Source organism: Nocardia sp. NPDC051900 (assembly GCF_044452545.1).
Classification (GTDB): Bacteria; Actinomycetota; Actinomycetes; order Mycobacteriales; family Mycobacteriaceae; genus Nocardia; species Nocardia sichangensis.
On the sequence record NZ_JBITBU010000010.1, the window covers coordinates 57,282 to 82,360 of the forward strand.

The window sequence follows — 25,079 nt, forward strand, 5'->3', positions numbered from 1 at the left end:
CCGGCCCGCCTGGCAATGTCCGGCAGACGCCGCCGCCCGCCGGACCACGTGGGCCGCAGTCCGGCGCCATTCCGGCCGCGCCGCGTCCCCCGCAGTCCGGCGGGATCCCGACCACGCCGCGTCCACCTCGTTCCGGCGCCATACCCGCGGTGCCACGGCCTCCGCAGTCCGGTCCGATCCCGGCCGCGCCGCGCCCACCCCGTTCCGGGCCGATGCCTGCGATCACGCCGGAATCCGATCGGGTGCCGCCGCCGCGCTACGCCCCGCCGCAGCCGCAGCAGTTCCCACCGCCGCGTCAGCGGCCAGCCGCCCCGGTTCGGCATGAACCGGCGGAACCGGCTCGCCCACGGACCAGGGAGTGGCCCGCCGCCACCGCCACCGCGGAGCCACCGAAGGCCGACGAGCCGAAGCAGAGTGCGAATTCCCGGCTGCTCAGCGACTCCGGATCGATCGCGTTCGCGACACTGATCAGCAGGATAACGGGGTTCGGCAAGCAACTGCTGCTGCTGACCGTGCTCGGCCCGGCCATCGCAAGCGCGTTCACCGTCGCCAGCCAGATCCCGAACATGATCGCGGAGTTGGTGCTCGGCGCGGTGCTCACCGCGATCGTGGTGCCCACGCTGGTGCGCGCGGAGCAGGAGGATCCCGATCGCGGAGAGGCGTTCGTCCGGCGCCTGGTGACCGCGGCGTTCGTGGTCTTGGCCACTGCCGCGCTGCTGGCGACGGCCGCTGCGCCGGTGCTGACCACACACGTCTTCCTGTCCGACGACGGCAAGGTCAACACCGCGCTGACCACGGCGCTGTCTTTCCTGTTGCTGCCCGCGATCCTGTTCTACGGCATGTCGGCGCTGCTCACGGCGATACTGAACACCCGGCAGATGTTCAAGCCCGGCGCCTGGGCGCCGGTACTGAACAACCTGGTGGTGCTCACCGTCCTCGGGCTGTACGTCCTGATGCCGGGGGAGATCACGCTGGATCCGGTTCGCATGAGCGACCCGAAGCTGTTGGTGCTCGGCGTCGGCGTCACGGTCGGCGTTGTGGTGCAGGCCGTCAGCCTCCTTCCGGCGATCCGTAGGGCGGGCATCGACCTGCGCCCGCTGTGGGGCATCGATGATCGCCTCAAGCAGTTCGGCGGCATGGGCGCGGCGATCATCCTGTACGTGCTCATCAGCCAGGCGGGCTTCGTCTTCGCCACCCGGATCTCATCGCATGCCGACGCGGCAGGTCCGGCGATCTACAACAACGCGTGGCTGCTGCTGCAACTGCCGTACGGCGTCCTCGGTGTCACGGTGCTGACCGCGATCATGCCCCGGCTGAGCCGCAACGCCGCCGCCGACGACACGCCCGCGGTTGTCGACGATCTCTCCGCGGCCACCCGGTTGACCATGATCGCTCTGGTACCCGTGGTCACCTTCCTGACGTTGGCCGGTCCGCAGGTCGGACAAGCCCTCTATGGCTACGGCAACTTCGGATCGGACGCCGAACGTCTCGGTCTCGCGGTCAGCTGGTCGGCGTTCGCACTGATCCCGTACTCGCTGGTGCTGATCCACTTGCGCGTGTTCTACGCCAGGGAGCAGGCGTGGATTCCCACTTGGATCATCCTCGGCATCACCGCCGCCAAGATCGTCTTCTCCGCCCTGGCTCCGGTGGTCACCGACTCCGAGCACGTGGTTATCGCGCTCGGTGTCGCGAACGGCCTCGGCTTCACGGTCGGCGCGGTGGTGGGTGGTTTCCTACTGCACCGCAGTCTGGGCGACCTCCGAATGGCCAATGTGGGCCGAACAGTGACCCGTGTCGTACTTGCGTCACTCGCGGGTGGCGCGGTGATGTGGATCGTGGACCGGGTACTCGGCTTGGATCGGCTGACCGAGTCCTTCGGCGGCCCCGGCTCGCTGATCCGGGTGGCGATCACCGCGATCGTGATGTTCGCGGTGGCCTTCGGCTTGATGCGACTCGCCGGTATTCCGGAGATCGTCGCCATCACCGTGGCCGTCTCGCGGCGCCTCGGCTGGACACCGCCCGCGCCGGAACTCGACCTCGAGAGCCCGGTCGAAGATCCCTACGTCACGCAGGTGCTGCGCAGGCCTGATCCCTACTTGGCATACCCGAGGTTCGATCCGTACATGGACGCCCAGACCATGGTGCTTCCTGTGATCCGACCCGATGCCGTTGACCGCACCGGCAAGGGTGAGTTCCCGTACCCTGTTCGGCAGAGAAGCACAAGTGGCGAATTCGCCGGAACCTCGACATACCAGGGCGAAGGAGGACCGAGGGTGAGCGACGACGCGGTGGGCGGCGTCCCAGCCGCCGATTCTTCTGCGACCACGCCCGGCGGACTGTCCACCGATGTACCGCCGACCGCGGGGGAGCCGTTGGATCCCGCGTACGCGAACAACGGGCCGGGCACGGCCGGACCGGAGCAGGACGCGGCGAGACCGCAGGAGAACCAGCTGCCGCCGCGCGATCCGATGTACGACACCGGGATGATCCCCGTCGGCTCGCCGGAGATGCCGCCGATGGGTGGCGAGAACCTGGGCGCCCGGCGAATCCCGCGCGGCCCCAAGTTGATTCCGGGCGCGTCGGTGGCGGGCGGGCGTTACCGCCTGCTGGCGAGTCACGGCGGCGCCCGCGGCCTGAAGTTCTGGCAGGCGCTGGACATCAAACTCGATCGCGAGGTCGCGCTGACCTTCGTCGACGCCGACCAGAAAGCGACGGAGAACTCCGGGCAGGACGGCCCCCAGGCGATCCTGTCCCGGACGCTGCGTCTCGGCCGGATCAACTCGCCGGGCCTCGCCCGCGTACTCGACGTCGTGCGCGGCAGTTCCGGCGGCATCGTGGTGGCGGAATGGACGCCGGGTCGTTCGCTGCGCGAGATGGCCGAGACGGTGCCGTCACCGATCGGCGCGGCGCGGGCCATCCGCGCCCTCGCCTCGGCGGCCGAGTTGGCGCACCGTGGCGGCGGGTCGCTGTCCATCGACCATCCCGACCGGGTGCGCATCAGCGCGTCCGGTGACGCGGTGCTCGCCTTCCCCGGCACGCTGTCGGACTCCGACGCGCAGTCCGACGTCCGCGGTCTCGGTGCGATGCTCTACTCCCTGATCACCGCCCGCTGGCCGATCCGCTCCGGCGGCGTCACGGGCACCGCCGCGACCGTCGGCGGGCTGCGGCTGGCCGATTTCGGACCGGACGGCACGCCGGTGGAACCGCGCCAGATCCGTCCCGAAGTGCCGTTCGAGATCTCCGCGGTCGCGGTGCGCTCGTTGGAGTCGAACAAGGGCGTGCGTACGGCGGCGACGGTCCAGCACGTGCTGGAGCAGGCGTCGGTGGTCGATCAGAAGACCGACTTCATCCCGGTGCTGCGGCTTGGCCAGCGCGCTCCCGCGAACATGGACGACTCGCTCGCCGATCCGGAACTGCTCGCGGCCGAACGCGAACGCTCGCAACGCATGATGTGGATCATGGTCGGCCTCGGCATCCTCGCCGCGCTGGTGGTCGGCGTGGTGATCTGGTGGATGGTCAGCGTGTTCGCGCCGAGCGCCTCCGACGCGCCGCTGAACGAACAGCGCAATATCGGCCTGACGACGAACAACCAACCGGTGCCGACGCCCGCCGCCGCGGGCCCTGGCCTCACCTCGACCGGTGCGCCGGTTCCGGTGACCGGCGTGTCGGTGTTCTCGCCGGAGGGCACCGCCGACGGCGTCGCCAACGTCCACGCGGTGCTGGACAATGATCCGGGCACCCAGTGGCGCACCGATCAGTACTTCCAGCAGTTCCCGGCGCTCAAGAAGGGGGTCGGTCTGCTCGCCACGCTGCCGGCCCCCGCGAAGCTCACGAACGTCTCGATCAACTCGCCGAGCGCGGGCACATCGGTGGAGATCCGCACGTCGCCCACCGGATCGCCGACGCTGGATCAGACCCAGCTGATCGGTTCCGCCCGGCTGGACGACGGCGTCACCGATATCCCGGTGCGCGCCGACCAAGCCGCCCGCTACGTGCTCGTCTGGATCACCGGACTGGGGAATTCCGGAGGACAGTTCCAGACCGCCATCGCCGACATCCGTTTCGACGCCGCGCCGTAGCCCGCCCTGCCCGCGCATCGGTCGTGCGGGCCATTCGTCACGCGGCGTCGAACGCCGCGCATTCCTCCGTATCCGGCCCGATCACTTGGTTGCTGCCAAAACGTTACGGGCGATATGATCTTCGCGCGCTCTCAGCAGGGGAGCTTCCCAGGTTTCGGCGTTTTCGATCCTGGATGCTGCGAAGTCTCGGTGATGGTCGACCATGCCCGTTGCCGCCGTGAGGGCTCGAGGGGTTGGCATTTGTCGTCCGAAGTGAACGAGGAGCTCGGCAGGGGGGCGTCGCAGCCGGTGATGTGTCGCGAGCGCGCCTTCGAACTCGGTGAACGCACCGATGTGGACTTGTTGCGGGCGCACGTCGCCGGTGAGCGGTACGCGTTCGCGGAGTTACTGCGCAGATACAACGATCATCTGTGGCAGACCGCGCTGCGCACCTCCTACACGCGTGAGGATGCGGCCGATTCACTACAGGACGCGCTGTTGTCGGCGCATCGCACCGCGGGCTCGTTCCGGGCCGAGGCGGAGGTCCGCAGTTGGTTGCACGCGATCGTGGTGAACGCCTGCCTGGACCGGATCCGGCGGAACAAGACCAGGCGGGCATTGTCGCTGGCGCCGGAGTCGATGCCGGAGCCGAGGGACACCCGCGACGAGATGGCCGAGGTGGAGATGTCGTTGGTCATCGATCGAGCGTTGTTCTCGTTGCCGCCGGATCAGCGGACCGCGTTGGTGGCGGTGGATGTGGAGGGGTATAGCGTTGCCGAAGCGGCGGCGTTGCTCGGCGTGCCCGAGGGGACGATCAAGAGCCGGTGCGCTCGTGCGCGGCAGCGGTTGAAAGAGCGATTGGATTTTCTGCGTGATCCGGGGAACCGGGGTTAGTTGGGATGCGTCATTAACAGTGACGAACCACTGAACGAATCAGAGACAGGCCCCGTAGGCGAGGGGGTCCCCGCGATGTCCGATGCGAACGACGGAGGTGCGATGGCTACCGAGTCCGTGCCGCAGCCTCCGTTCGCGTCCGAATTGCTGGCTGACCTACATGCCGACAACGTAACGCCCGCGCAGCGCGAGCAGTTGTGGCCGATCGTCTCGCGCGACCCGGAAGCGGTGCGGTATCTGCGCGCGCTGGACGACGTGAGTGCGGAGCTGCGTGCCTTGGGTGGGTACGAGCGCATAGTCCATCCGATGCCGGAAGACGTGGCGGCCCGGCTCGCGCGGTTCGTCGACGAGCTGGAGCCACCCGAAGACGCCACGGTTCATGAGCTTCCGCCCCCGCAAGTAAGCGAATCCGTCAGCGAAGCAGAAGATTTCGAATCCGCGCCGATGGCTCTGGACGAGCGTCGCCGCGGCAGGTTGCGCTGGTTGGCCGCGGCAGCCGCGGCGATCGTCGCCGTCGTCGGCGCGGGTGTGTGGGCTTCGACGATGCGCGGCGGAGACGACCCAGCGCCCACGGCGCAGCCGACATCGGGAAAAGACGACTGGGGTGACGATCTCACCGCCACCGTGGCCCTCGGCGCGCTGGGCAGGCACAACGTCACCGGAGCCCTGGCCGGCCCGGAAGCGCTCGAGCGTTGCGTACGGGCGAACGGCCTGGACCGCACGATCCTCGGCTCGACCGACATCCGATTCCAGGGCGGCAACGCGGTGCTCATCCTGCTGAACGGCCCGCGCCCGCCGCAGATCACCGCGCTGGTCGTCGGGACCGGTTGCGCTACCGGCGATCCCCAGCGCAAGGCGCTGCAGGACATCGGCTGACCTTGCGATCTGGCCCACCCGCGCGGTGTGACCCTCGCCGACGCGGGAACAACAGCCATTACCCTGTTGTTGACCGACACGTCCGATCGAATCTCCCCGGAAGGGCCCCATGAGCGAGCGTAGCGAGCAAAAAAGCGACACCGGCACGCCAGTTCGCGACCTGATCATCATCGGCTCCGGCCCCGCCGGCTACACGGCCGCCGTCTACGCCGGCCGCGCCGAGCTCCAGCCGTTGCAGTTCGAGGGGACCCAGTTCGGCGGTGCGCTGATGACCACCACCGAGGTCGAGAACTTCCCCGGCTTCCGCGGCGGCATCATGGGCCCGGATCTCATGGAGGAGATGCGCGAGCAGGCCAAGCGGTTCGGCGCGGACATCCGCACCGAGGACGTCGACGCGGTCGACCTGACCGGCCCGATCAAGAAGGTCGTCGTCGGCGGCGAGACCTTCCACGCCTACGCCGTGATTCTCGCCATGGGCTCGGCCGCGCGCTACCTGAACGTTCCGGGCGAGCAGCGGCTGCTCGGCCGCGGTGTCAGCGCCTGCGCCACCTGCGACGGGTTCTTCTTCAAGGGCCAGGACATCGTGGTGGTCGGCGGCGGCGACTCCGCGATGGAAGAGGCGACCTTCCTGACCAAGTTCGCCTCCAGCGTCACCATCGTGCACCGCCGCGAGGAGTTCCGAGCCTCCCGCATCATGCTGGAACGGGCGAAGGCGAACGAGAAGATCAAGTTCGTGCTCAACGCCGAGGTGGCCGAGGTGCACGGGGAGAACAGCGTCACCCATCTGACCCTGCGTGACACCCGGACCGGCGAAACCTCCGAGCTGGCCGCCACCGGCCTGTTCGTCGCGATCGGCCACGATCCGCGCAGCGAACTCGTCAAGGGCCAGGTCGCCTTGGACAACGAAGGATACGTGCTGGTAAACGAGCCGACGACCGCGACCGACATCCCCGGCGTCTTCGCCGCGGGTGATCTCGTCGACCACACCTACCGGCAGGCGATCACCGCCGCGGGCACGGGCTGCCGTGCGGCCATCGACGCCGAGCGCTGGTTGGCCGAGCAGGGCGACATCACCTCGAACACCCTCGCCCACGCGGGTGAGTCGGTGGCCGCCAACTGAGCTCGCGCTGGACGAGCCATACCTTTCCGTCTCGCTGTATCGCAAGGAGAACACCCATGTCCGAGTCCGCCAACACGGTCACCGTCACCGACGCGTCCTTCGCCGACGACGTGCTGCTGAGTGAGAAGCCGGTCCTCGTCGATTTCTGGGCCGACTGGTGCGGCCCGTGCAAGATGGTCGCGCCCGTCTTGGAGGAGATCGCCGGCGCGCACGCGGACAAGCTGACCGTCGCGAAGCTGGATGTGGATGCCAACCCGAGCACCGCCCGCGATTATCAGATCCTCTCGCTGCCCACTATGATGCTGTTCCGCGGCGGTAAGCCGGTCAAGCAGATCGTCGGAGCGAAGGGCAAAGCGGCTCTTCTGCGCGAACTCGAAGACGTCATCTGAGGACGCGCCGTAGGATGCCTGGACCCGGGGATTGTCGAAACCCGGTCCGGGTCTGAGACAATCGACCGACGCTCCGGTCGTGCGAAGGTGTATCCCATCGCATGAGTGGGTACCCGCGGGTTTGACGGAAGGAAAGGGCTCTCACGCATGCACCGACTTCGTCACGGCGATTCCGGTCCAGCCGTAGCAGAGGTTCGGAGCACCCTGGCAAGCCTCGGGTTCCTACACGCGCACATCGCCGCCGACAACGCGGACGCACGCGAATATTGGAAGGACACCGAAGTGTCCTTCGACCATCACCTCGACTCCGCGGTTCGCGCGTTTCAGCAGCATCGCGGTTTACTCGTCGACGGTGTGGTCGGTCCGGCGACCTACCGGGCACTGAAGGAAGCGTCCTACCGACTCGGTGCGCGCACGCTGATCTACCAGCTGTCCGCGCCGCTGTACGGCGACGATGTGGCCACGCTCCAGCGCAGGCTGCAGGACCTCGGCTTCTACGTGCACCGGGTCGACGGCTACTTCGGTCCGCACACCCACGACGCGCTGACCGCCTTCCAGCGGGAGATCGGCCTGTCGGCCGACGGCATCTGCGGTCCCGACACGCTGCGCTCGCTCGACCTGCTCGGCGCCAGGGTCACCGGCGGCAATCCGCACCGGATCGCTGAGGAAGAGGTCGTGCACCGGGCTGGGCCGCAGCTGACCGGCAAGCGGATCGTCATCGATCCGGGTCTCGGCGGTCCGGACAAGGGTTGTGCCGTGCCCACCGAGTACGGCGACGTCTACGAGTCGGAGATCCTGTGGGATCTCGCCAGCCGTCTCGAGGGGCGGATGGCTGCCACGGGCATGGAGACCTTCCTGTCGCGGCCGTGGGGCGCCAACCCCACCGACGCCGAACGCGCGGAAACATCCAACGCCTTCGACGCCGATCTGATGATCTCCCTGCGCTGTGCCGCTAACCCGAGCCCGCTCGCCAACGGCGTCGCCGGGTTCTACTTCGGCAACTCACACGGCTCGGTGTCCATGATCGGGCAGGTGCTGGCCGGGTTCATTCAGCGCGAGGTCGTCGCCCGAACGTCGTTGCAGGACTGCCGCACTCACGCGCGAACCTGGGATCTGCTGCGTCTCACCAAGATGCCCACCGTGCAGGTCGACATCGGTTATCTGACAAACGAATACGATGCCTCGGTGCTCACCAACCCGCGCATGCGCGACGTGATCGCCGAAGCCATTCTGATCTCGGTGAAGCGGCTGTATCTGCTCGGTCAGGACGACCAGCCCACCGGCACATACACTTTCGCGGAACTGCTGGCCGAGGAGCTGGCTGCCGCCGACCGGATGTAGCCATCGGTCTTTCGTAAGTCGGAGCGCCCCCTGCCCTTTCGAGCCCGGCAGGGGGCGCTCCGATGTTCAGCTCAACGCGCTCCGATGCGGGTCGGCTCGGTCATCGACGCCGCCGCGAGCAGCTGATCCAGCGCCCGTTCGACGTCTTCCTTCCAGCCGTGATCGGAGGCGAGCTCCAACCGCAAGCGCGGGAATCGGTGATGCGGGGCCACGACCTCGAAGCCGACATCCTCCAGGAAGTCGGCATCGATCATGCAACTCTCGGGTGAGCATTCGGTCGTCGCGCCCGCCGGGTTCGCATTCTTGATCGGCGCGACGATCCGCTCGAGCAGTGTCATCGAGCCGGACCGCTCCGAGAGTGCCTGCGTCGTCGGGTCGGTGCGGATACCGAAAGCCTCCAAGGCGCGCACGCCGCGACGCACCAGATCGGACACCACGGCCTGAACCAGGCTGTGGGCGACATCGGCATCCTGATAGGGGAATTCGGCCCGCAGCGTGGTCAACAGGATCGCGTCCGGGCTCACGGGGGAGGTGGGGAAGAGCGTAGCGCGCGGCACGGCGCTCGGTGGCGCGTACAAGGCGCAGCCGGCGACGTTGCCGTCGACGTTCGCCACCTGCCCGCACGAACCCCACTCCAGCATGACCGTGGACAGCCAGGCTTCCTTCTCGAACACCGGATCGCTGAAGTTGCGCGAGTCCTCGGCCACGGCGGGGTCCATCTCCCAGAAGACACAGCGCCGCGCATGCGCGGGAAGCTTCTCGAGTCCGCCGAGGGTTAGTGCTGTGACGCTGGTCGACACCGCTCTGCTCAGCCTCCAGCTGTCCGATTCATCCACGCTCACGTCGCATCAATGTTTGCTCGCCAGCAAGAATAAGCGATCAACGGGAACCTGCCTCATTCCATGTCGCTGTGCTGTTGGTCGGAAGAACTTGTGTTGCTCCGCTGGGAGCGATAGAAGCTCGCAGCCGTGCCGTACCCCTGCCGTCACAGTGACGTTTCGGCCGGGTACTCGCACCTATCGAAACCACAAGTTAAATTTCGTCACTTCTGTCACACTGCGGGTGCGTTCTGCTCCATCAGGGCGACGATCCGTTCGAGGTCTTCGACCGACCCGAACTCGACGACGATCTTGCCTTTGCGCTTGCCCATACTCACGAGGACCCGGGTGTCGAAGGAACCGGACAGCCGTTCGGCCACGGCTTGTAGGCCTGGCATCTCGATCGGCTTGCGCCGAGCGACGGGAGAGGGCGCGGCCGCGTCCTGCTCTCGGTTCGCCAGCATGACGGCTTCCTCGGTAGCCCGGACCGAGAGTCCCTCGGCGACGATCCGGGCGGCGAGCACCTCTTGAGCGTCCGCACCCGCTTCGAGACCGAGCAGTGCCCGCGCGTGCCCGGCGGACAGTACGCCCGCCGCGACCCGGCGCTGCACCGGGATCGGCAACTTCAGTAGACGGATCATATTCGTCACGACGGGGCGAGAGCGACCGATTCGCGAAGCCAATTCTTCGTGAGTGACGTCGAATTCCTCCAGCAGCTGCTGGTAGGCCGCCGCCTCTTCGAGCGGGTTCAGTTGCACCCGGTGGATATTCTCCAGCAGGGCGTCGCGCAGCATGGACTCGTCCGCGGTCTCCCGGACGATCGCGGGAATCGCGGCCAGGCCCGCCTCCTGACAGGCCCGCCACCGCCGCTCGCCCATGACCAGCTGATAACGGTCCACACCCGGTTCGGTCCGGCGCACCACGATCGGCTGCATCAACCCGAATTCGCGAATCGAATGCACCAGCTCGGCCAGCGCGTCTTCTTCGAAGACCGTGCGCGGCTGCTTGGGATTCGGCTCGATCTGGTCCGGCGGGATCTCCCGGTAGACGGCGCCGCCTGCTTCCAGTTCAGCGTTGTCGGCGGGATCCGGTACCCGGTGCAGGTAGGCCGAGGGGGGCTGCGGCCCGACCGGATCCAGACCGATGACACTCGCCGCAGCGCTACTGAGGCCCGGTGATGCCGTCGGTGTCGTCGGGATCAGCGCGGCGAGTCCGCGCCCGAGACCACCCTTCTTCGCCTGACTCATCGGTCTACCGACCCCTTCCTCGTTCCACTACCGAACCGCACTGTGCCGAGCGTCGACCCGGCCGGCCGAATCACTCCGCCGACTTCGTCGCGGCGACGCGCGGGGCCACCGCGCGGGCCGCCATTTCGCGTCCGGCGTCCAGGTAGCTCATCGCGCCCCGGGAGCCTGGATCATAATCGAGCACCGTCATGCCGTAACCAGGCGCCTCCGACACCTTCACGCTGCGTGGAATCACCGACCGCAGTACGACATCGCCGAAGTGCCCGCGAACCTCCTCGGCGACCTGGTCGGCCAACTTGGTGCGCCCGTCGTACATCGTGAGGATCACGGTCGAGACGTGCAGTTCCGGGTTCAAGTGCGCCTGCACCAAGCCGATATTGCGAAGTAGCTGACCCACGCCTTCCAGCGCGTAGTACTCGCACTGAATCGGAATCAGCACCTCTTTCGCCGCGACGAGCGCGTTGACCGTCAGCAGGCCCAAGGAAGGCGGGCAGTCGATCATCACGTAGTCGATGTCGTATCCGGCGATATTCGCCTCTTGGATAGCGGCTTTCAGGCGCCCCTCCCGGGCCACCATCGACACGAGTTCGATCTCGGCGCCCGCCAGGTCGATGGTCGCGGGGATGCAGAGGAGGCGCTCGCTGTGCGGACTTGTTTGGATAGCGTCTCTGACCGAGACCTCGCCGATGAGCAGCTCGTAGCTGGAGGGGACACCCGAGTGGTGCTCGATACCCAGGGCGGTGCTGGCGTTGCCCTGCGGATCGAGGTCGATCACAAGCACCGTCATCCCCTGATGCGCCAAGGCGGCCGCCAGATTCACGGCGGTGGTCGTCTTCCCGACGCCGCCTTTCTGATTGGCGATCGTGATGATCCGTTGCTCGTGGGGTTTCGGCACAGTCACCTTTCCTGGATGGAGGACCTGACTCGCACGTTGGGCTTCGGCGGCTATCGGGGTCTCGCTGGGGGAGATGTGCCCGAACGGCGTACTTCCGAATGCCTCCGTGTCGAAATTGCTGGAGTCCAGCATCCCCGGCACGCGCGACGTTGTTTCCCGTGAAACATTCGCCGGACCGCTCGACATAGACAGCTCCTAACCCGAGAAACTTCAGAACACGTGCGCGCGACGGGACGGGTCGGCGTCGTATCTGCAACAGCCTTTGTCGGTTCGAACACGATGCACAACTGGCTCCGCGGCGCCCGATCGACCGAGCGGAGCTGCGCGCCGCTGTGACAACCAGATCCCTCGTGGCACCTACGCTCACGCCCGACGCACACTAGCTTGCCAGCACTGAGCGGTTTAAGAAAGCTGAATCGCGGCGAGGCGCAAAGCGACACGCAAATCCGCACGAATTCGCCTCGACGCGCGCGCTGTTTCACATGAAACATTGACGTCGGACCGGTGCGTGAGACAGAAGGCATGCCGCGTCACCGATCGCGGATCGCGGATGACTACTCGCAGTGGCTGTTCGACCGACCTGGTTCAGATGCTTCGGCTGACGACCTCGGACCGGCACACTGTCCCGCGCTACTTCGAATGGATTGAGCTCAGTCGCGCATCGACAGACTGCCGACGCCGGGGTACGCGCTGCCGCGCTTCGAGAGTGACGGAGCGGCCAGAGCACCACACGTATTGACCCTCAGCTGTGTTCGGAGACTGATCGCGTCTCCAGCGGGGGCAAGACCGATTCACGTGAAACATCGGGCGGCAATTCCAGACGCGCTCAGGATTCCGGCGAACTCGTTCCGAAGGACTTTGATTCACGTGAAACATGGGCCGCGGCCTCCTGATCCGAGAAGCACCCGCTAGGTCCGCAACCCACCTTTGCCTCATGCTCGAGGTGTAGTTCGAGACGCACCCCGATGAAGTCGAGTGTGACTCGGACACGCTCGCATGGAACTTCGGGGTTTTGCTCTAGGCTCGTCGCGGGCCGACTTCCCGCCGATGTTTCACGTGAATCCAGTCCGCGTGGGAGTCTGTGCAACCATCGCACACAACACGACGACTTCTCACCCGACGCACAACGGACTTGATCCAACCGGCGACGCCAGTAGCGATCTCTTCCACAGCCACGGCAGACGGACGCCTCGACTTCAGCCTCCAAGCGGCCACGCCGTTCCAGACGGAGGTACCGCATGGGACCCCTCCGTCCAGTCGACGGATCTAGACAAAGCAAATCAAGTTCGAGTAGATCGCCCGCCGAGTCCATCCGACGCGCGTTCAACCGTGCCATTCCGTCAGAGTGACGAAACGATCCCAGATCCGAGGTCGACGGTCGAGCCTTCGCGATCGAAGCTTCTACTTGGCCTTGCGTGCCGCACGCTTACGCGCACGCTCCGTCGTGGCGGCGCGGACGGCCTTTCCGCCACGCTCGACCGCTCGTTCGGCGCGCCGTCGGGTGGCTCGCTCAGCTCGGGGGAGGCGCTCTGCGCTGATCACCATCGTGGGCGTCGCCACCAGACCGACGCCACATTCCAGGACGACCGCGTTACCTGCGCCGGCCTTCGTCAGCGCGTCGCCATCGCGTTCGAGTTCCTCGGCCGCGCTCGCTCCCTTGAGGGCGAGCATGTGCCCGTGGTCGCGGAGGAGAGGAAGGGACCACTGGGCGAGTTTCCCGAGCGGGGCCACCGCGCGGGACGTGACCACGTCCGCGCCACCGGCCTCCTTCATCACGCCCGACTGCTCCGCCCGCCCTCGCACCACGGTCACGTCCAGTCCGACCGATTCGATGAACTCGCTCAGGAAGATCGTGCGGCGCAGCAATGGTTCGACCAGAGTGATCCGGAGATCTGGACGCGCGATGGCGAGCGGGATGCCCGGCAGGCCCGCACCGCTGCCGATATCGACCACGGACGCGCCCTCGGCGATCAACTCGCCGAGTACCGCACAGTTGAGGATGTGGCGATCCCAGAGGCGGGGCACCTCGCGCGGGCCGATCAGCCCGCGCTCCACGCCCGCGGTCGCGAGCGCCGTGTGATATCGACGCGCGAGATCGAGTCGGTCGCCGAAGACGGTCGCAGCCGACGCGGGTGGCTCCAACTCCGCGGGCTCCGCGGTGGTTCCACCGAGATCTCGTTCCACGTGAAACATCCTTCCGAACTCGGGTCGATCTACGAACGAGCAATCGGGCTCCGGACACGAACAAGGCCCCCGGTCCGAAGACCAGAGGCCCTATCCAACCACTACCCATCCGGGCCGCGAAACACGCCGCCCGCTCCGGGGATGTCGCGACTCAGCCGGGAACGACCACCACGTGCCGGTTCGGTTCCACACCTTCGCTCTCGCTGCTCACGCCCTCCACGGCCGCCACCGCATCGTGCACGATCTTGCGCTCGAACGGAGTCATGGGCGCCAGCGACTCCGGCTCACCGGAGTCCAGTACGCGCTGCGCCGCCGCTGCGCCGAGTTCGCTCAGCTCGGACCGCCGCTTGGCTCGCCAACCCGCCACGTCCAGCATCAGCCGGCTCCGCACTCCGGTCGCTTGCTGGACGGCGAGCCGGGTCAGTTCCTGCAACGCGTCGAGCACCTCGCCGTTACGTCCGACGAGCTTGGTCAGGTCACGTCCGCCGTCGATGCTCACCACGGCGCGATCGCCTTCCACGTCGAGATCGATGTCGCCGTCGAAGTCCAGCACGTCGAGCAACTGTTCGAGATAGTCGCCCGCGATCTCGCCTTCCTCGATGAGCGCTTCCTCGGCATCATTCACGACATCGTCGGTGTCCGCTCCGGCGTTCGCCGTCGTCGTCGCCACGGTGGCGTCCCCTCCGTCGGTCTCAACAGTCATTTGATTTCCTTCATCTGCTCATCGCGCGCGCCGGGCAATCGCCGCCGGGCGGTATTCGCGATCAAGGGGGTTGCTCAGCGATCGAGGTGGGCGGCTCGGCCCACCGATGGTGCGATCAGCGCTTGCGCTTCTGGTTCGCCCTGCCCCGGTTGCCCGGCCGTTTCTGCCCGGCCGGACGCCGTTGGCCCGCCGACTGCTTCGGCGGCTTAGCGGTGCCGTTCGTCGACGCGACAGCAGTGTCCTCGTCCGACGCGGCATCGGCAGCGGGAGCGGCGGCGGTCGGCTTCTTCTTCACGTTGACCGGTTTGGCTCCGGGCTTGGGCGCGTTCTGCGCGCGCTGCTCGAGCTTCGCCTGCTTTTTGGCCTCTTCTTCTTTCGCCATGCGGCCGAACACGAGGTGCTGCTGTCCGTAGGTCCAGATGTTGTTGGAGACCCAGTACAGCAGGATGGCGATCGGCAGGAACGGGCCACCGACGAGCACGCCGAGCGGGAACACCCACAACGCGAGCTTGTTCATCATCGCGGCCTGGGGGTTGGCCGCGGCTTCCGGCGTCTGCCGCGCGACCGAAGCACGCGCGTTGAAGTGCGTGGCGATACCGGCGATGACCATCAGGGGGATCGCGACGAGCGCGATGCTCAACTTGGTCGGCACGCCGCCGTAGTCGGCGAAGGCCTGCAACTGGGGGGGCGGAATGGTGATGAACGCCGAGATCGGCGCACCGAAGATGCGAGCGCTCAGGAAGGACTGGACATCGGCGGCGCTGAAGACGTAGTTCGCGGTGTTCGCGTTCTGCTCCGGCGTCATTCCGAGCTGGCCGATACCGTGCCCGGTCCGGTTGAACGAGCGCAGCACGTGGAAGAGTCCGAGGAACACCGGCACCTGAGCGAGGATCGGCAGGCAGCCCATCAGCGGGTTGAAGCCGTTGTCCTTCTGAAGCTTCTGCATCTCGACCGCCATCTTCTGACGGTCGTTCTTGTACTTCTTCTGCAGCTCTTTGATCTGCGGCTGCAGTTCCTGCATCTGCTTTGTGGTGCGCACCTGCTTGACGAACGGCTTGTAGAGCACCAGGCGCAAGGTGAACACCAGGAACACCACGGCCAGTGCCCAGGTGAGACCGTTGTCCGCGCCGAACGCGAACCCGAAGACCCGATGCCAGAACCAGAGGATCCAGGACACCGGGTAATAGATGAAGTCGAGCACGGCTCTATGCACTCCCGTCGTTCGTGTCGCCGATCACCGCGTGCGGCGATCCTTTACAAGCTTTCGGCTCCGACCGCGGTCCGGTGAGCAGGCTCGTTTCCTGCGACGTCGCGTCGGTCGCTGCCCCGTCCGCCGGCTCGGCGCGATGCGTACTCCGCTTCCGCTCCGGGACGGGGTCCCACCCACCAGGGTGCCAGGGCGCGCATTTGGCCAAGCGCACGACCGTCAGTAAGAGCCCCACGAACAGGCCCCGAGTGCGCAATGCGGTCACCGCGTACTCACTACAGGTCGGGGTGAATCGGCACACCGGCATGCGGGTGGGGGAGACGTAGGTCCGATACAGCTCGATCGAAAAGATCAGCACGTTCGCGGGCAGTCTGGCGATCTTCGCCCAGAGGCTCATGCCAGGCCACCCGTCGACATACCCGCCTGAGCGCTGACGCCGAGCTTGCGCAGTGCGGTGCGCAGCTGGCGCAGCAGGTCGTCCGACGACGCTGTAGCGGCGCCAGGAAGCGCGCGGATGACGACATCGGTCTCGGCGGGCAATTCATCGACCACCTGGGCACACATATGACGCAGGCGGCGGGCGACGCGATGTCGAATCACCGCGTTGCCCACCGCCTTGCTGACGATCAGTCCGAAGCGCGGTCCGCCCACGCGGATCAGCACGTCGTCCGGGACCTGATCGTGTCGTCCATTCGCGCCCACGATTCCGTCATACCCGTGCGCGAGCGCATGTACGACCAGATCACGCCTCCCGATTCGCTGGCCGCGGCGCACCGTCCGGGAGAAGTCGGCACGATGATGCAACCGATACGGCTCAGGCAACACCCGAGCGTCCGAGAGCGAGGATCAGGCAGTGAGGGAGGCGCGGCCCTTACGGCGACGCGCCGACACGATGGCGCGGCCCGCACGGGTGCGCATCCGGAGGCGGAAGCCGTGAACCCGCGCCCGACGACGGTTGTTCGGCTGGAACGTCCGCTTGCCCTTGGCCACGGTCAACACTCCTCGAGTAGGCGGGCACCAGGTAGTGCCCGAAGCTTGTCGGTGATACGTATATTGCGCGAATGAATCGCAGGTCTGGTCATCATCGGCGCGCGTCGGTCCTGGCGCACAGTCGGTCGATCACGACCTAAACGCGGTCAGCACAAGACCGCCACCGCACCAAGGGGTGACTGTACGAGGGTACTGATCGGCTCGGGGCGGGTCAAACTCGCCCCATCGCTTCGCTCGCCCCAGCGACCAGGCGGAATCGGCTCGCCGGAGTCAGGCATTCTGGCAATGACCGTGAGTTCGTCCACACCCCTAGCCATCGCGCACCCCGCACCACTAAGGTACGTAGCCAGGCGATTGCTGCAGAACCCCAGGTCGTAGCGTTGCCCTTCCCGCGCGTACGCGCGTTTCACAGTTCCCGAGGGTTCTCCACATCTGTGGATAATTGTGTGGAAAGACCCCTGGAGTGGCATATTCGTAGGGCCGACGGTGCCACGCCGCTGTCCAGATGGGGGACCCGGACAGCGTCCGAACCGGTTACGGACGTACGCAGGATCACGGGATCCATCCCGAGCATCACATTCCACGCGTGCCCCGGCCGTCTGCTCCTATCGACCTACTCCGGGGAGGAAACTGCATGGACGACGAGCAGAACGTGCTGGCCACGGTGTGGCCCGAGGTTGTCACCGAGCTGACCACCGGGTCGCCCGACGGCGCTATTCCTCCGGTGACCCGAGCACAGCAGGCTTGGCTGAAGCTGGTCAAGCCGCTGACGGTCGCACAGGGGTTCGCGCTGCTCTCCGTGCCCTCGTCGCTGGCCCAGGAGGCCATCGAACGCGATCTGCGCGAGCCCATCCTCCGTTCTCTCGGCCGTCGGCTCGGGCCTCAGGTGGAAGGGCTCGGCGTTCGCATCGCCGCCCCGACCACCCCGACCGTCGACCGGCAGACCAACACGCCGCGGCACGCGCGGATGACGAGCAGGCCGGAGCGCAACCGAGAGGGCCGTGCTCCCGCCGCCTACCCGGGTTCGGAGTTTCCCGGTCGCGATGCCTACCCGGGGCCACGTTATGCACAGCCCACCGACTTTCCTGCGGCGCCCGCGTACCACGACGGCTCCGACTACCCGGGCGCCGAATACGGGCAGGACTTCGCCCCGCCGGAGGAGTACCGCCAGCCGGAGTACGCGCACGCCGACTATCCACCGCGCGGTGAGTACGCCACGACGGCCGAGCTGCCCATGATGTCCGGGCCCGACGCCGCGCCGCGCCGGGAACCCGGGCTTCCGCCGCGGCGAGAGCCCGCCATCCCTCCGGGGCAAGAGTCACTGTTCAATCCGGAGCCGTCGCCGAGCGGTGTGCGCGGCCCGCTGCGCGCGCCGCTGCGCGAGACCACCGACGACGACACGGGCTTGGCGCACGATCCGGTGCGCGAGCCGGTGGGTGACCGCGACCAGGACGACGAGCCCGTGGTGAATGTCCGCAACTCCTGGCCCACTTACTTCGCCAAGTCGCAGGAAGCACCCGCTCCGTCGACGTCCTCGGCAAGTCTGAACGCGAAGTACACCTTCGAGACCTTCGTCATCGGCGCGTCCAACCGCTTCGCGCATGCCGCGGCCGTCGCCATCGCCGAAGCCCCGGCTCGGGCCTACAACCCGTTGTTCGTCTGGGGCGCATCGGGATTGGGCAAGACCCATCTGTTGCACGCGGCCGGCCATTACGCACAGCGTCTCTTCCCCGGCATGCGGGTCAAGTACGTCTCGACCGAAGAGTTCACCAACGACTTCATCAACAGCCTGCGTGACGACCGCAAGGTCGCGTTCAAGCGCCGCTACCGCGAGACCGACATCCTGTTGGTCGACGACATCCAGTTCATCGAGGGCAAGGAAGGCATCCAAGAGGAGTTCTTCCACACCTTCAACACCCTGCACAACGCCAACAAGCAGATCGTCGTCTCCTCGGATCGTCCGCCCAAGCAACTGGCCACACTCGAAGAGCGGCTGCGGACCCGGTTCGAATGGGGACTGATCACCGACGTACAGCCGCCGGAGCTGGAGACACGCATCGCCATCCTGCGGAAGAAGGCGCGGATGGACCGGCTCGACGTACCGCACGATGTGCTGGAACTGATCGCAAGCCGGGTGGAGCGCAACATCCGCGAGCTGGAGGGCGCGCTGATCCGGGTGACCGCGTTCGCCTCGTTGAACGGCCAGCCGCTGGACCTTCCGCTGGCGGAAGTGGTGCTGCGCGATCTGATGCCGGACACCGCGGCCCTGGAGATCAACGCGGCCACGATCATGGCCGTCACTGCGGAGTACTTCAACACCACACTCGAAGAACTCACCGGTCCAGGTAAGGCGCGGCCGCTGGCCCAAGCCAGGCAGATCGCCATGTACCTCTGCCGCGAGCTGACCGACCTGTCCCTGCCGAAGATCGGCCAGGCATTCGGCCGCGACCACACCACGGTGATGTACGCGGAGAAGAAGGTACGCAAGGAGATGACCGAGCGGCGCCGCGTCTACGACCAGGTGCAAGAACTCACAGCCCGGATCAAGCAGCGCTCCCGCTGAGCGCTATCCACATCTGAGCACCGCCCCTGACCTGGGGCGGTGCTTTTTTGTGGGTTGTGGATTCCTCGAGGAATCCTTGTGGAGTCCTCGAGGAATCCACCGGTTTGTCCACGGATCCGTGCACAGGTCGGGGCAACCGCTCCCTCGAGTTCACTCACAGGGCGAATTCAACAGTTTCCCCAGGCAGAGTTGCGCACAGCCGCTGACCAGGGGAGTGTCCGGATCGGGCCTTGTGGATTCCTCGAGGAGTCCGTGTGGAGTCCTCGAGGATTCCTCGAGCTGTCCACGATCTCGTGCACATGTGTGAACAACCGGGTGAATCCGGTGGAACAACTCGAGGAGCGCTCGAGGATGAATCTGGGACAACCACGGAACCTCCACAGACGCCTCGTGTTCATCCTCGAGACACTCCATGGCCATCCCCACGGCACCACGCCCCCTGAACAGCGGTTTCGGTCGCAGTCCACAGAATCCACAGCGCCTACTACTACTTCAGTTCTTTTCATTAGAGATCTCTCTTCAAAACAGGGTGTGTGGAAAGTCGATCGAGCGACGCACTTCGCCGTCCGCTCCCGGTTTCCGGCAAGGGAAGAGGAACCGACCCGGAGCGGGATCACCCATCCCCACGACCGATCGCCATGCGGCGTCCGCCTGCCCACCGCACGCCCGGCCCGATCTCCCTCGCCGCCCCGCTCGCGTCCGCTCGTGGCTCGGCCATCGGCGGCACCGGAGGGTCGGGCTAGGTGCATGTCCCTCGCGCGGGTACGGTTTGATGTCGGTCGCCTGTGCCAGACTTCGAAGGCGGCCGATTCGGCAGGACCCTTTCGAGCACCGACACTGACGAGCCGACAACAGATCACGGAACCGGGAGAGGACAGATCGGGCGATGGAGCTTGCAAGCATGAAGTTTCGGGTCGCCCGCGAGGATTTCGCCGAGTCCGTCGCCTGGGTGGCGCGCAGTCTTCCGTCCCGGCCGCCGGTTCCGGTACTCGGCGGTGTGCTGCTGGTCGCCGACGAGGACGGCTTGACCGTCTCCGGCTTCGACTACGAGGTCTCCGCACAGGTACGGGTCGCGGCCGAGGTCGCGGGTCCCGGGCAGGTGCTGGTCTCCGGTCGTCTGCTCGCCGACATCACCAAGGCGCTGTCCAACAAGCCCGTCGACGTCTCCGTCGACGGCACGCGCGTGCTGATCACCTGTGGCAGCGCGAAGTTCTCCCTGCCGACCATGCCGGTGGAGGATTATCCCCAACTGCCCGAGGTGCCTCAGCAGACCGGTGCACTGAGCGTGGATGTCTTCGCCGAGGCGGTCGGTCAGGTCGCCGTCGCCGCCGGCCGCGACGACACCTTGCCCATGCTGACCGGTATCCGGGTGGAGATCGAGGGATCGCAGGTCGTGCTCGCGGCCACCGACCGGTTCCGCCTCGCCGTCCGGCACATCGAATGGCAGCCCGCGCGCGCCGATATCGAGACTTCGGTACTCATTCCGGCCAGGACGCTGTCGGAGGCCGCCAAGACGCTCGGACCCTCCGACGCGCCCGTCCAGCTGTCCCTCGGCACCGGTGCGGGGTCGGACGGCTTGCTCGGCATCGTGAACGCGGGCCGCCGGACCACCACTCGCCTGCTGGACGCGGAATTCCCCAAGTTCCGCCAATTGCTCCCCAAGGAGCACACCTCGATCGCCACCCTGGCCGTCGCCGCGCTCACCGACGCCATCAAGCGCGTCGCGTTGGTCGCCGAACGCGGCGCGCAGGTGCGGCTGGAGTTCTCCGCCGACGGCCTGCTGCTGTCGGCGGGCGGCGACGATGCGGGCCGGGCCGAGGAGTGGCTGGAGGCGGATTTCCGCGGCGAATCCCTGACCATCGCGTTCAATCCCGGTTATCTCATCGACGGCCTGTCCGCGCTGCACGCCGACCGGGTCACCTTCGGCTTCACCACGCCGAGCAGGCCCGCCGTGCTGCTGCCCGCGTCGGAGGAAGAGCCCGAGGTACTCGACTCGGGGACGTTCGCGGCGCTGTCGAGCCCGTACATCTACCTGCTGATGCCGGTCCGGCTCCCGGGCTGATCGCCTGTGCAGGATCTGGTTCCCGGCGGATCCGCTCCGCGTGATCCAGCGCGGGTGAGCGGTGGCGTCGCTGGAGAATCCCCAGCGACGGCAGAGAAATCGGTCTCCGCAAATCGGAGGGTCCACTTTATCCACAGGTGTTCCACAGGGGTGTGGCTCGCCGAGTGGCATGCGCACGCCGCGCCAGCAATGCTTCCACCGGCGGAAATGTCCGCTTCGACGCAGGCAGGGGCGCGATAGCGGATGTTCGTCCGAGCTCTGTCGCTGCGTGACTTCCGCTCGTGGGAGCATGCCGAACTGGAATTATCCCCAGGTCGAACCGTTTTCTTGGGATCGAACGGCAACGGCAAGACGAACCTGCTGGAAGCGATCGGCTACCTGGCCACGCTCGGGTCGCATCGCGTCGCCACGGAAGCTCCGTTGATCCGGACCGGGACCGAGCGCGCCCGGATCGGCGCCACAGTGGTCAACGCCGGCCGCGAGCTGCGCATCGATGTCGAGCTGAATCAGGGCAGTGCGAACCGCGCGCAGATCAACCGCTCGCCGGTCCGCCGGACGCGGGAGATCCTGGGGATCCTGCAGACGGTGTTGTTCGCCCCGGAGGATCTCACTCTGGTCCGCGGCGATCCCGGGGAACGCCGTCGATTCATGGACGAGTTGTGCACAACTCGCCTCCCTCGGCTGGCCGCGGTCCGCAGCGACTACGACCGGGTGCTGCGCCAGCGCTCGGCGCTGTTGAAAACCGCTGGGCGGCAGGCCAGGTCGAAGGCCGACCTGAGCACTCTGGACGTGTGGGACGGGCACCTCGCCGAGCATGCGTCCGTCCTGCTCGTCCAACGGCTGCGTTTGGTGCACGATCTCGCGCCCTATCTCGCCCAGTCGTATGCGTCGATCGCCCCCGAATCCCGGCCCGCGTCGATCGCGTATCGCAGCGCCGCGCTTCCCCCCGAGTTCCTGGATCCGGCCAGGCCACCACGCCCGGAGGACACCGAGGAGCTCGCGGCGATCATGCTGCGTGAACTCGCGGCCGCGCGTCCGAGGGAACTCGAACGTGGTGTCTGCCTGATCGGTCCGCACCGCGACGACCTGGACCTGATGTTGGGCGATTCGCCCGCGAAGGGGTTCGCCAGCCACGGCGAGTCCTGGTCGTTCGCACTGGCATTGCGCTTGGGCGCGTTCGAGCTGCTGCGCGCTACCGGCGCCGAACCGGTCCTGCTGCTCGACGACGTGTTCGCCGAGCTCGACCGGCGTCGCCGCGCCGCGCTGGCGGCCGTCGCCGCGAGCGCGGAACAAGTGCTGATCACAGCGGCCGTGCCGGAGGACGTGCCCGGCGAACTCGCCGCGGTGCCGCTGCACGTCGAGACGGCGGGGGGCCCCGACGGCCGCGTTTCGCGGCTCCTCGCCGAGGATCGGTCCGGCAGCGGAGGTTTCGACGGCAAACAACGGCAGGACCACGCCACGCCTCCGGCAGCCGAGGACGAACGTGATCCGGTCACCGGATCGACGGAATCGCGGGCGCCCTAGCCCCATCCACAGGCGAAGTGGACAGAATCGCCATACACCGCCCCGGTCCACTACAGTGACCTCTCGTCGGGATCGTCGATCGAGTTCTCAACAGTTGAGACCGATTCCCCAACACCTGTGGAAAACTCGTCCGGTCACGCTTGCCCGCTTCCCCGAAACCTCACCCAGCAACAGCTGAGCAAGTCATTGAACTTTGCCGAAAAAAGCCAGTTTGGGCGGGGAATAGAGCGTCCAAACCGCTGCCTGCGGCAGGCAGTAGGCAGGATTCTCGATGCAGGCAACCTCGTGCGACGGCTGGGGACAACTCGATCGAGGCTGGGGACAAATCATCGGACGCGGAGAAAGAGGGGCGATGAACGATCAGCCTCCGGAGCCCGGATCCGCCGAATCCACCGGACCGGAACCCGAACTGCGCGGAATCGACCTGGCCCGGCGTGCCCTGGAGGAAGCGCGTGCGGCGGCACGGGCGAGCGGAAAATCCGTCGGTCAGGGGCGTTCCTCGCCTCAGCGCAGGCTGCGAACGGGTGGCCGCAGACGAACCGGATGGTCGGGCGCGGGTCCGGACGATCGCGATCCACAGTTGTTGTCCAAGCTGGCCGGCTCCATCGCCAGGAGCCGCGGCTGGTCGGGCCGAGTCGCCGAGGGCATGGTCTTCGGTCGCTGGGCGGGCGTGGTCGGCGAGGACATCGCCGCGCACGCCACACCGGTCACCTTGAAGGACGGCGTATTGAGTATCTCCGCCGAGTCGACCGCCTGGGCGACGCAGCTGCGGATGCTGCAAAGCCAGATCCTCGCGAAGATCAATGCCGCGGTCGGGCAGGGGGTGGTGACCTCGCTGAAGATCTCGGGGCCCGCTGCGCCGAGCTGGCGCAAGGGCGAGCGTCATATCAAAGGTCGCGGACCGCGCGACACCTACGGATGACCACGGTGGCCAGTATCTGATACCGAGTGTTACGTTTATTCGAGGCGTTTCACGTGGAACGCCCCGGTTCGACCCATCGGAAGCCCACGGCGTCGGATCGAGCGTCCGCGCAGAAGGAATCTCGATGACGATCACCACCTCGGTCGGCCCGTTCCCCGCGACTGCGACCCGGACGGTTCACCGAGGCGACGTCGAGCTCGCGGTCTACGAGTGCGGCAATCCCGAGGGCGTTCCGGTACTGCTGATCCATGGTTGGCCCGATACTCATCTGCTGTGGAGCCGGGTGGCGGGCCTGCTCGGCGGCCGTCATCGCGTGATCGCCTTTGACAACCGGGGCGCGGGGAGCAGTTCGGCGCCGGAAGCGGTCGAGGCCTACCGGATCGAAGAGCTCGCGGCGGATGTCCGCGCGGTCATCGCCGCGGTCGCGCCCGGTGAACGGGTGCACGTCCTCGGGCACGACTGGGGATCGGTGATCGGGTGGGAGTTGGTGGCCGCTACGGACGCCGCATCCGTCATCGCGTCCTTCACTTCGGTGTCCGGTCCGAATCTGGATTTCCTCGGCGCCTATCTGCGTGGACCGCTCACCTCGGCGCGGCTGCGCGGCGCGCTGACCCAAGCCGTGGCCTCGGCCTACACCGTCGCCTTCCAGATCCCCAAGCTGCCGGATCCGGCACTGCGCGTGTTGTCCAGCCGCTGGCCGCGATTCCTCGCGTTCTTCGACGGCCTGGACCCCGCGCTGGTCGAGACGGCGCCGACGCTGCGCACAGATATGGTCAACAACCTGAAGCTCTATCGAGCGAACATCCGGACCCACCTGCGTCATCCCCGGCCGCGTCCGATCGAGGTGCCCGTCCAGTTGATCGTCGCCACCGGCGACCGCGCCGTGCGGCCCGTGGTGAACGCCGAGGCGGACCGGTGGGTGCCACGTCTGAGCCGGGTCGAGATCCCGGCGCGGCACTGGTCGCCGATCTCACATCCAGCGGAGCTGGCGCGCCACACCGCCGCGTTCATCGCTCGGGTCGACGCCGCTCGCTGATCCGGGGGGGGCGAAAGGGCGACCTGCCAACACAACTCTCAGCCCACTTCTGCTGGATCGAAACCGGCGGGAGGCGGAACCGAGTCGCCGAATTCCGATTTCTCGCATCCACGCCGCCGTGAGGGGTGTCGGAGGTGGGTTGTAAGTTGGCTGTACCAGTAGGATGGTGACGTAACTAGCGGCGATACCTTCGGCGCGTTCCGCACAGTCCGCGCGTGGACCCTAATTCTCCAGCAGGCGTCACCAGGGC

Annotated in this window: 19 protein-coding genes and 1 pseudogene; 11 read left to right on the forward strand and 9 right to left on the reverse strand. The window is 66.9% G+C overall.

Features of this window, described 5'->3' with window-relative positions:
- Positions 1-212: 212 nt before the first annotated feature.
- The 6 genes from ACIA5H_RS18695 (at position 213) to ACIA5H_RS18720 (ending at position 8,678) form a co-directional block, all read left to right on the forward strand.
- Positions 213-4,079 (forward strand): murein biosynthesis integral membrane protein MurJ, encoded by a 3,867-nt coding sequence (locus ACIA5H_RS18695; protein WP_379250113.1) that lies wholly within the window; start codon positions 213-215, stop codon positions 4,077-4,079.
- 291 nt (positions 4,080-4,370) lie between these two features.
- Entirely contained in the window at positions 4,371-4,952 is a 582-nt protein-coding gene (sigM, locus tag ACIA5H_RS18700) for an RNA polymerase sigma factor SigM (RefSeq protein ID WP_397077018.1), read from the forward strand.
- A 102-nt stretch (positions 4,953-5,054) separates the two neighbouring features.
- Complete coding sequence (locus ACIA5H_RS18705; protein ID WP_379249619.1) at positions 5,055-5,828, forward strand: hypothetical protein; 774 nt, start codon at positions 5,055-5,057, stop codon at positions 5,826-5,828.
- A 109-nt stretch (positions 5,829-5,937) separates the two neighbouring features.
- Positions 5,938-6,948: a thioredoxin-disulfide reductase gene (gene trxB, locus ACIA5H_RS18710; RefSeq protein WP_397076913.1), complete on the forward strand. Its 1,011-nt coding sequence runs from the start codon at positions 5,938-5,940 to the stop codon at positions 6,946-6,948.
- A gap of 56 nt (positions 6,949-7,004) precedes the next feature.
- The gene (trxA, locus tag ACIA5H_RS18715; protein WP_039803419.1) at positions 7,005-7,337 is read left to right on the forward strand and encodes a thioredoxin; all 333 of its coding nucleotides are present in this window, start codon (positions 7,005-7,007) and stop codon (positions 7,335-7,337) included.
- A 147-nt stretch (positions 7,338-7,484) separates the two neighbouring features.
- Complete coding sequence (locus tag ACIA5H_RS18720; protein ID WP_379249624.1) at positions 7,485-8,678, forward strand: peptidoglycan-binding protein; 1,194 nt, start codon at positions 7,485-7,487, stop codon at positions 8,676-8,678.
- Positions 8,679-8,749: 71 nt separating this feature from the next.
- On the opposite strand, the gene ACIA5H_RS18725 is transcribed toward ACIA5H_RS18720, so the two are convergent.
- The 9 genes from ACIA5H_RS18725 to rpmH form a co-directional block, all read right to left on the reverse strand.
- A complete protein-coding gene (locus ACIA5H_RS18725) occupies positions 8,750-9,478 on the reverse strand; it encodes a GNAT family N-acetyltransferase (protein ID WP_397077019.1) in 729 nt (242 codons plus the stop codon).
- A gap of 251 nt (positions 9,479-9,729) precedes the next feature.
- A complete protein-coding gene (locus ACIA5H_RS18730; RefSeq protein ID WP_356963227.1) occupies positions 9,730-10,743 on the reverse strand; it encodes a ParB/RepB/Spo0J family partition protein in 1,014 nt (337 codons plus the stop codon).
- Between the two features lie 70 nt (positions 10,744-10,813).
- Positions 10,814-11,770, reverse strand: coding sequence for a ParA family protein (locus ACIA5H_RS18735; protein ID WP_379250117.1), 957 nt, complete (start codon positions 11,768-11,770; stop codon positions 10,814-10,816).
- Between the two features lie 1,269 nt (positions 11,771-13,039).
- Positions 13,040-13,831, reverse strand: a complete 792-nt coding sequence (gene rsmG, locus ACIA5H_RS18740) for a 16S rRNA (guanine(527)-N(7))-methyltransferase RsmG (protein WP_379249628.1) — start codon at positions 13,829-13,831, stop codon at positions 13,040-13,042.
- A gap of 142 nt (positions 13,832-13,973) precedes the next feature.
- A complete protein-coding gene (locus tag ACIA5H_RS18745; protein WP_355073440.1) occupies positions 13,974-14,525 on the reverse strand; it encodes a protein jag in 552 nt (183 codons plus the stop codon).
- Between the two features lie 115 nt (positions 14,526-14,640).
- On the reverse strand, positions 14,641-15,726 hold the full coding sequence (gene yidC / locus ACIA5H_RS18750) for a membrane protein insertase YidC (protein WP_379249630.1): 1,086 nt from the start codon (positions 15,724-15,726) through the stop codon (positions 14,641-14,643).
- A 4-nt stretch (positions 15,727-15,730) separates the two neighbouring features.
- Complete coding sequence (gene yidD, locus ACIA5H_RS18755; RefSeq protein ID WP_379249632.1) at positions 15,731-16,129, reverse strand: membrane protein insertion efficiency factor YidD; 399 nt, start codon at positions 16,127-16,129, stop codon at positions 15,731-15,733.
- Complete coding sequence (gene rnpA, locus ACIA5H_RS18760; protein ID WP_379249634.1) at positions 16,126-16,557, reverse strand: ribonuclease P protein component; 432 nt, start codon at positions 16,555-16,557, stop codon at positions 16,126-16,128. The genes yidD and rnpA overlap by 4 nt, the downstream gene beginning before the upstream one ends.
- Before the next feature lie 21 nt (positions 16,558-16,578).
- Positions 16,579-16,722 (reverse strand): 50S ribosomal protein L34, encoded by a 144-nt coding sequence (gene rpmH, locus ACIA5H_RS18765; RefSeq protein ID WP_006550910.1) that lies wholly within the window; start codon positions 16,720-16,722, stop codon positions 16,579-16,581.
- 634 nt (positions 16,723-17,356) lie between these two features.
- On the opposite strand from rpmH, the gene dnaA reads away from it, so the two are divergent.
- The 5 genes and pseudogenes from dnaA to ACIA5H_RS18790 all read left to right on the forward strand — a co-directional run bounded on the left by dnaA (position 17,357) and on the right by ACIA5H_RS18790 (position 24,829).
- A complete protein-coding gene (dnaA, locus tag ACIA5H_RS18770) occupies positions 17,357-19,285 on the forward strand; it encodes a chromosomal replication initiator protein DnaA (protein WP_379249636.1) in 1,929 nt (642 codons plus the stop codon).
- 886 nt (positions 19,286-20,171) lie between these two features.
- Positions 20,172-21,347, forward strand: a complete 1,176-nt coding sequence (gene dnaN / locus ACIA5H_RS18775) for a DNA polymerase III subunit beta (protein ID WP_355073428.1) — start codon at positions 20,172-20,174, stop codon at positions 21,345-21,347.
- Between the two features lie 243 nt (positions 21,348-21,590).
- Positions 21,591-22,775, forward strand: a pseudogene (recF, locus tag ACIA5H_RS18780) (DNA replication/repair protein RecF); the annotation flags it as partial.
- Between the two features lie 448 nt (positions 22,776-23,223).
- Positions 23,224-23,793, forward strand: a complete 570-nt coding sequence (locus ACIA5H_RS18785) for a DUF721 family protein (RefSeq protein ID WP_397076914.1) — start codon at positions 23,224-23,226, stop codon at positions 23,791-23,793.
- 124 nt (positions 23,794-23,917) lie between these two features.
- Positions 23,918-24,829 carry an alpha/beta fold hydrolase gene (locus ACIA5H_RS18790; protein ID WP_397076915.1) on the forward strand — a complete coding sequence of 304 codons (912 nt, stop codon included), beginning with the start codon at positions 23,918-23,920 and terminating at the stop codon, positions 24,827-24,829.
- Positions 24,830-25,079 lie beyond the last annotated feature (250 nt).

Excerpts from the sequence above, each read along its gene's own strand:
- ACIA5H_RS18695 (WP_379250113.1), top strand. The coding sequence starts at position 213 with ATGCCTGCGATCACGCCGGAATCCGATCGGGTGCCGCCGCCGCGCTAC.
- sigM (WP_397077018.1), top strand. The coding sequence starts at position 4,371 with ATGTGTCGCGAGCGCGCCTTCGAACTCGGTGAACGCACCGATGTGGAC.
- ACIA5H_RS18705 (WP_379249619.1), top strand. The coding sequence starts at position 5,055 with ATGGCTACCGAGTCCGTGCCGCAGCCTCCGTTCGCGTCCGAATTGCTG.
- trxB (WP_397076913.1), top strand. The coding sequence starts at position 5,938 with ATGAGCGAGCGTAGCGAGCAAAAAAGCGACACCGGCACGCCAGTTCGC.
- trxA (WP_039803419.1), top strand. The coding sequence starts at position 7,005 with ATGTCCGAGTCCGCCAACACGGTCACCGTCACCGACGCGTCCTTCGCC.
- ACIA5H_RS18720 (WP_379249624.1), top strand. The coding sequence starts at position 7,485 with ATGCACCGACTTCGTCACGGCGATTCCGGTCCAGCCGTAGCAGAGGTT.
- ACIA5H_RS18730 (WP_356963227.1), bottom strand. The coding sequence starts at position 10,743 with ATGAGTCAGGCGAAGAAGGGTGGTCTCGGGCGCGGACTCGCCGCGCTG.
- ACIA5H_RS18735 (WP_379250117.1), bottom strand. The coding sequence starts at position 11,770 with ATGCTGGACTCCAGCAATTTCGACACGGAGGCATTCGGAAGTACGCCG.
- rsmG (WP_379249628.1), bottom strand. The coding sequence starts at position 13,831 with ATGTTTCACGTGGAACGAGATCTCGGTGGAACCACCGCGGAGCCCGCG.
- ACIA5H_RS18745 (WP_355073440.1), bottom strand. The coding sequence starts at position 14,525 with ATGACTGTTGAGACCGACGGAGGGGACGCCACCGTGGCGACGACGACG.
- yidD (WP_379249632.1), bottom strand. The coding sequence starts at position 16,129 with ATGAGCCTCTGGGCGAAGATCGCCAGACTGCCCGCGAACGTGCTGATC.
- dnaA (WP_379249636.1), top strand. The coding sequence starts at position 17,357 with ATGGACGACGAGCAGAACGTGCTGGCCACGGTGTGGCCCGAGGTTGTC.
- dnaN (WP_355073428.1), top strand. The coding sequence starts at position 20,172 with ATGGAGCTTGCAAGCATGAAGTTTCGGGTCGCCCGCGAGGATTTCGCC.
- ACIA5H_RS18785 (WP_397076914.1), top strand. The coding sequence starts at position 23,224 with ATGAACGATCAGCCTCCGGAGCCCGGATCCGCCGAATCCACCGGACCG.
- ACIA5H_RS18790 (WP_397076915.1), top strand. The coding sequence starts at position 23,918 with ATGACGATCACCACCTCGGTCGGCCCGTTCCCCGCGACTGCGACCCGG.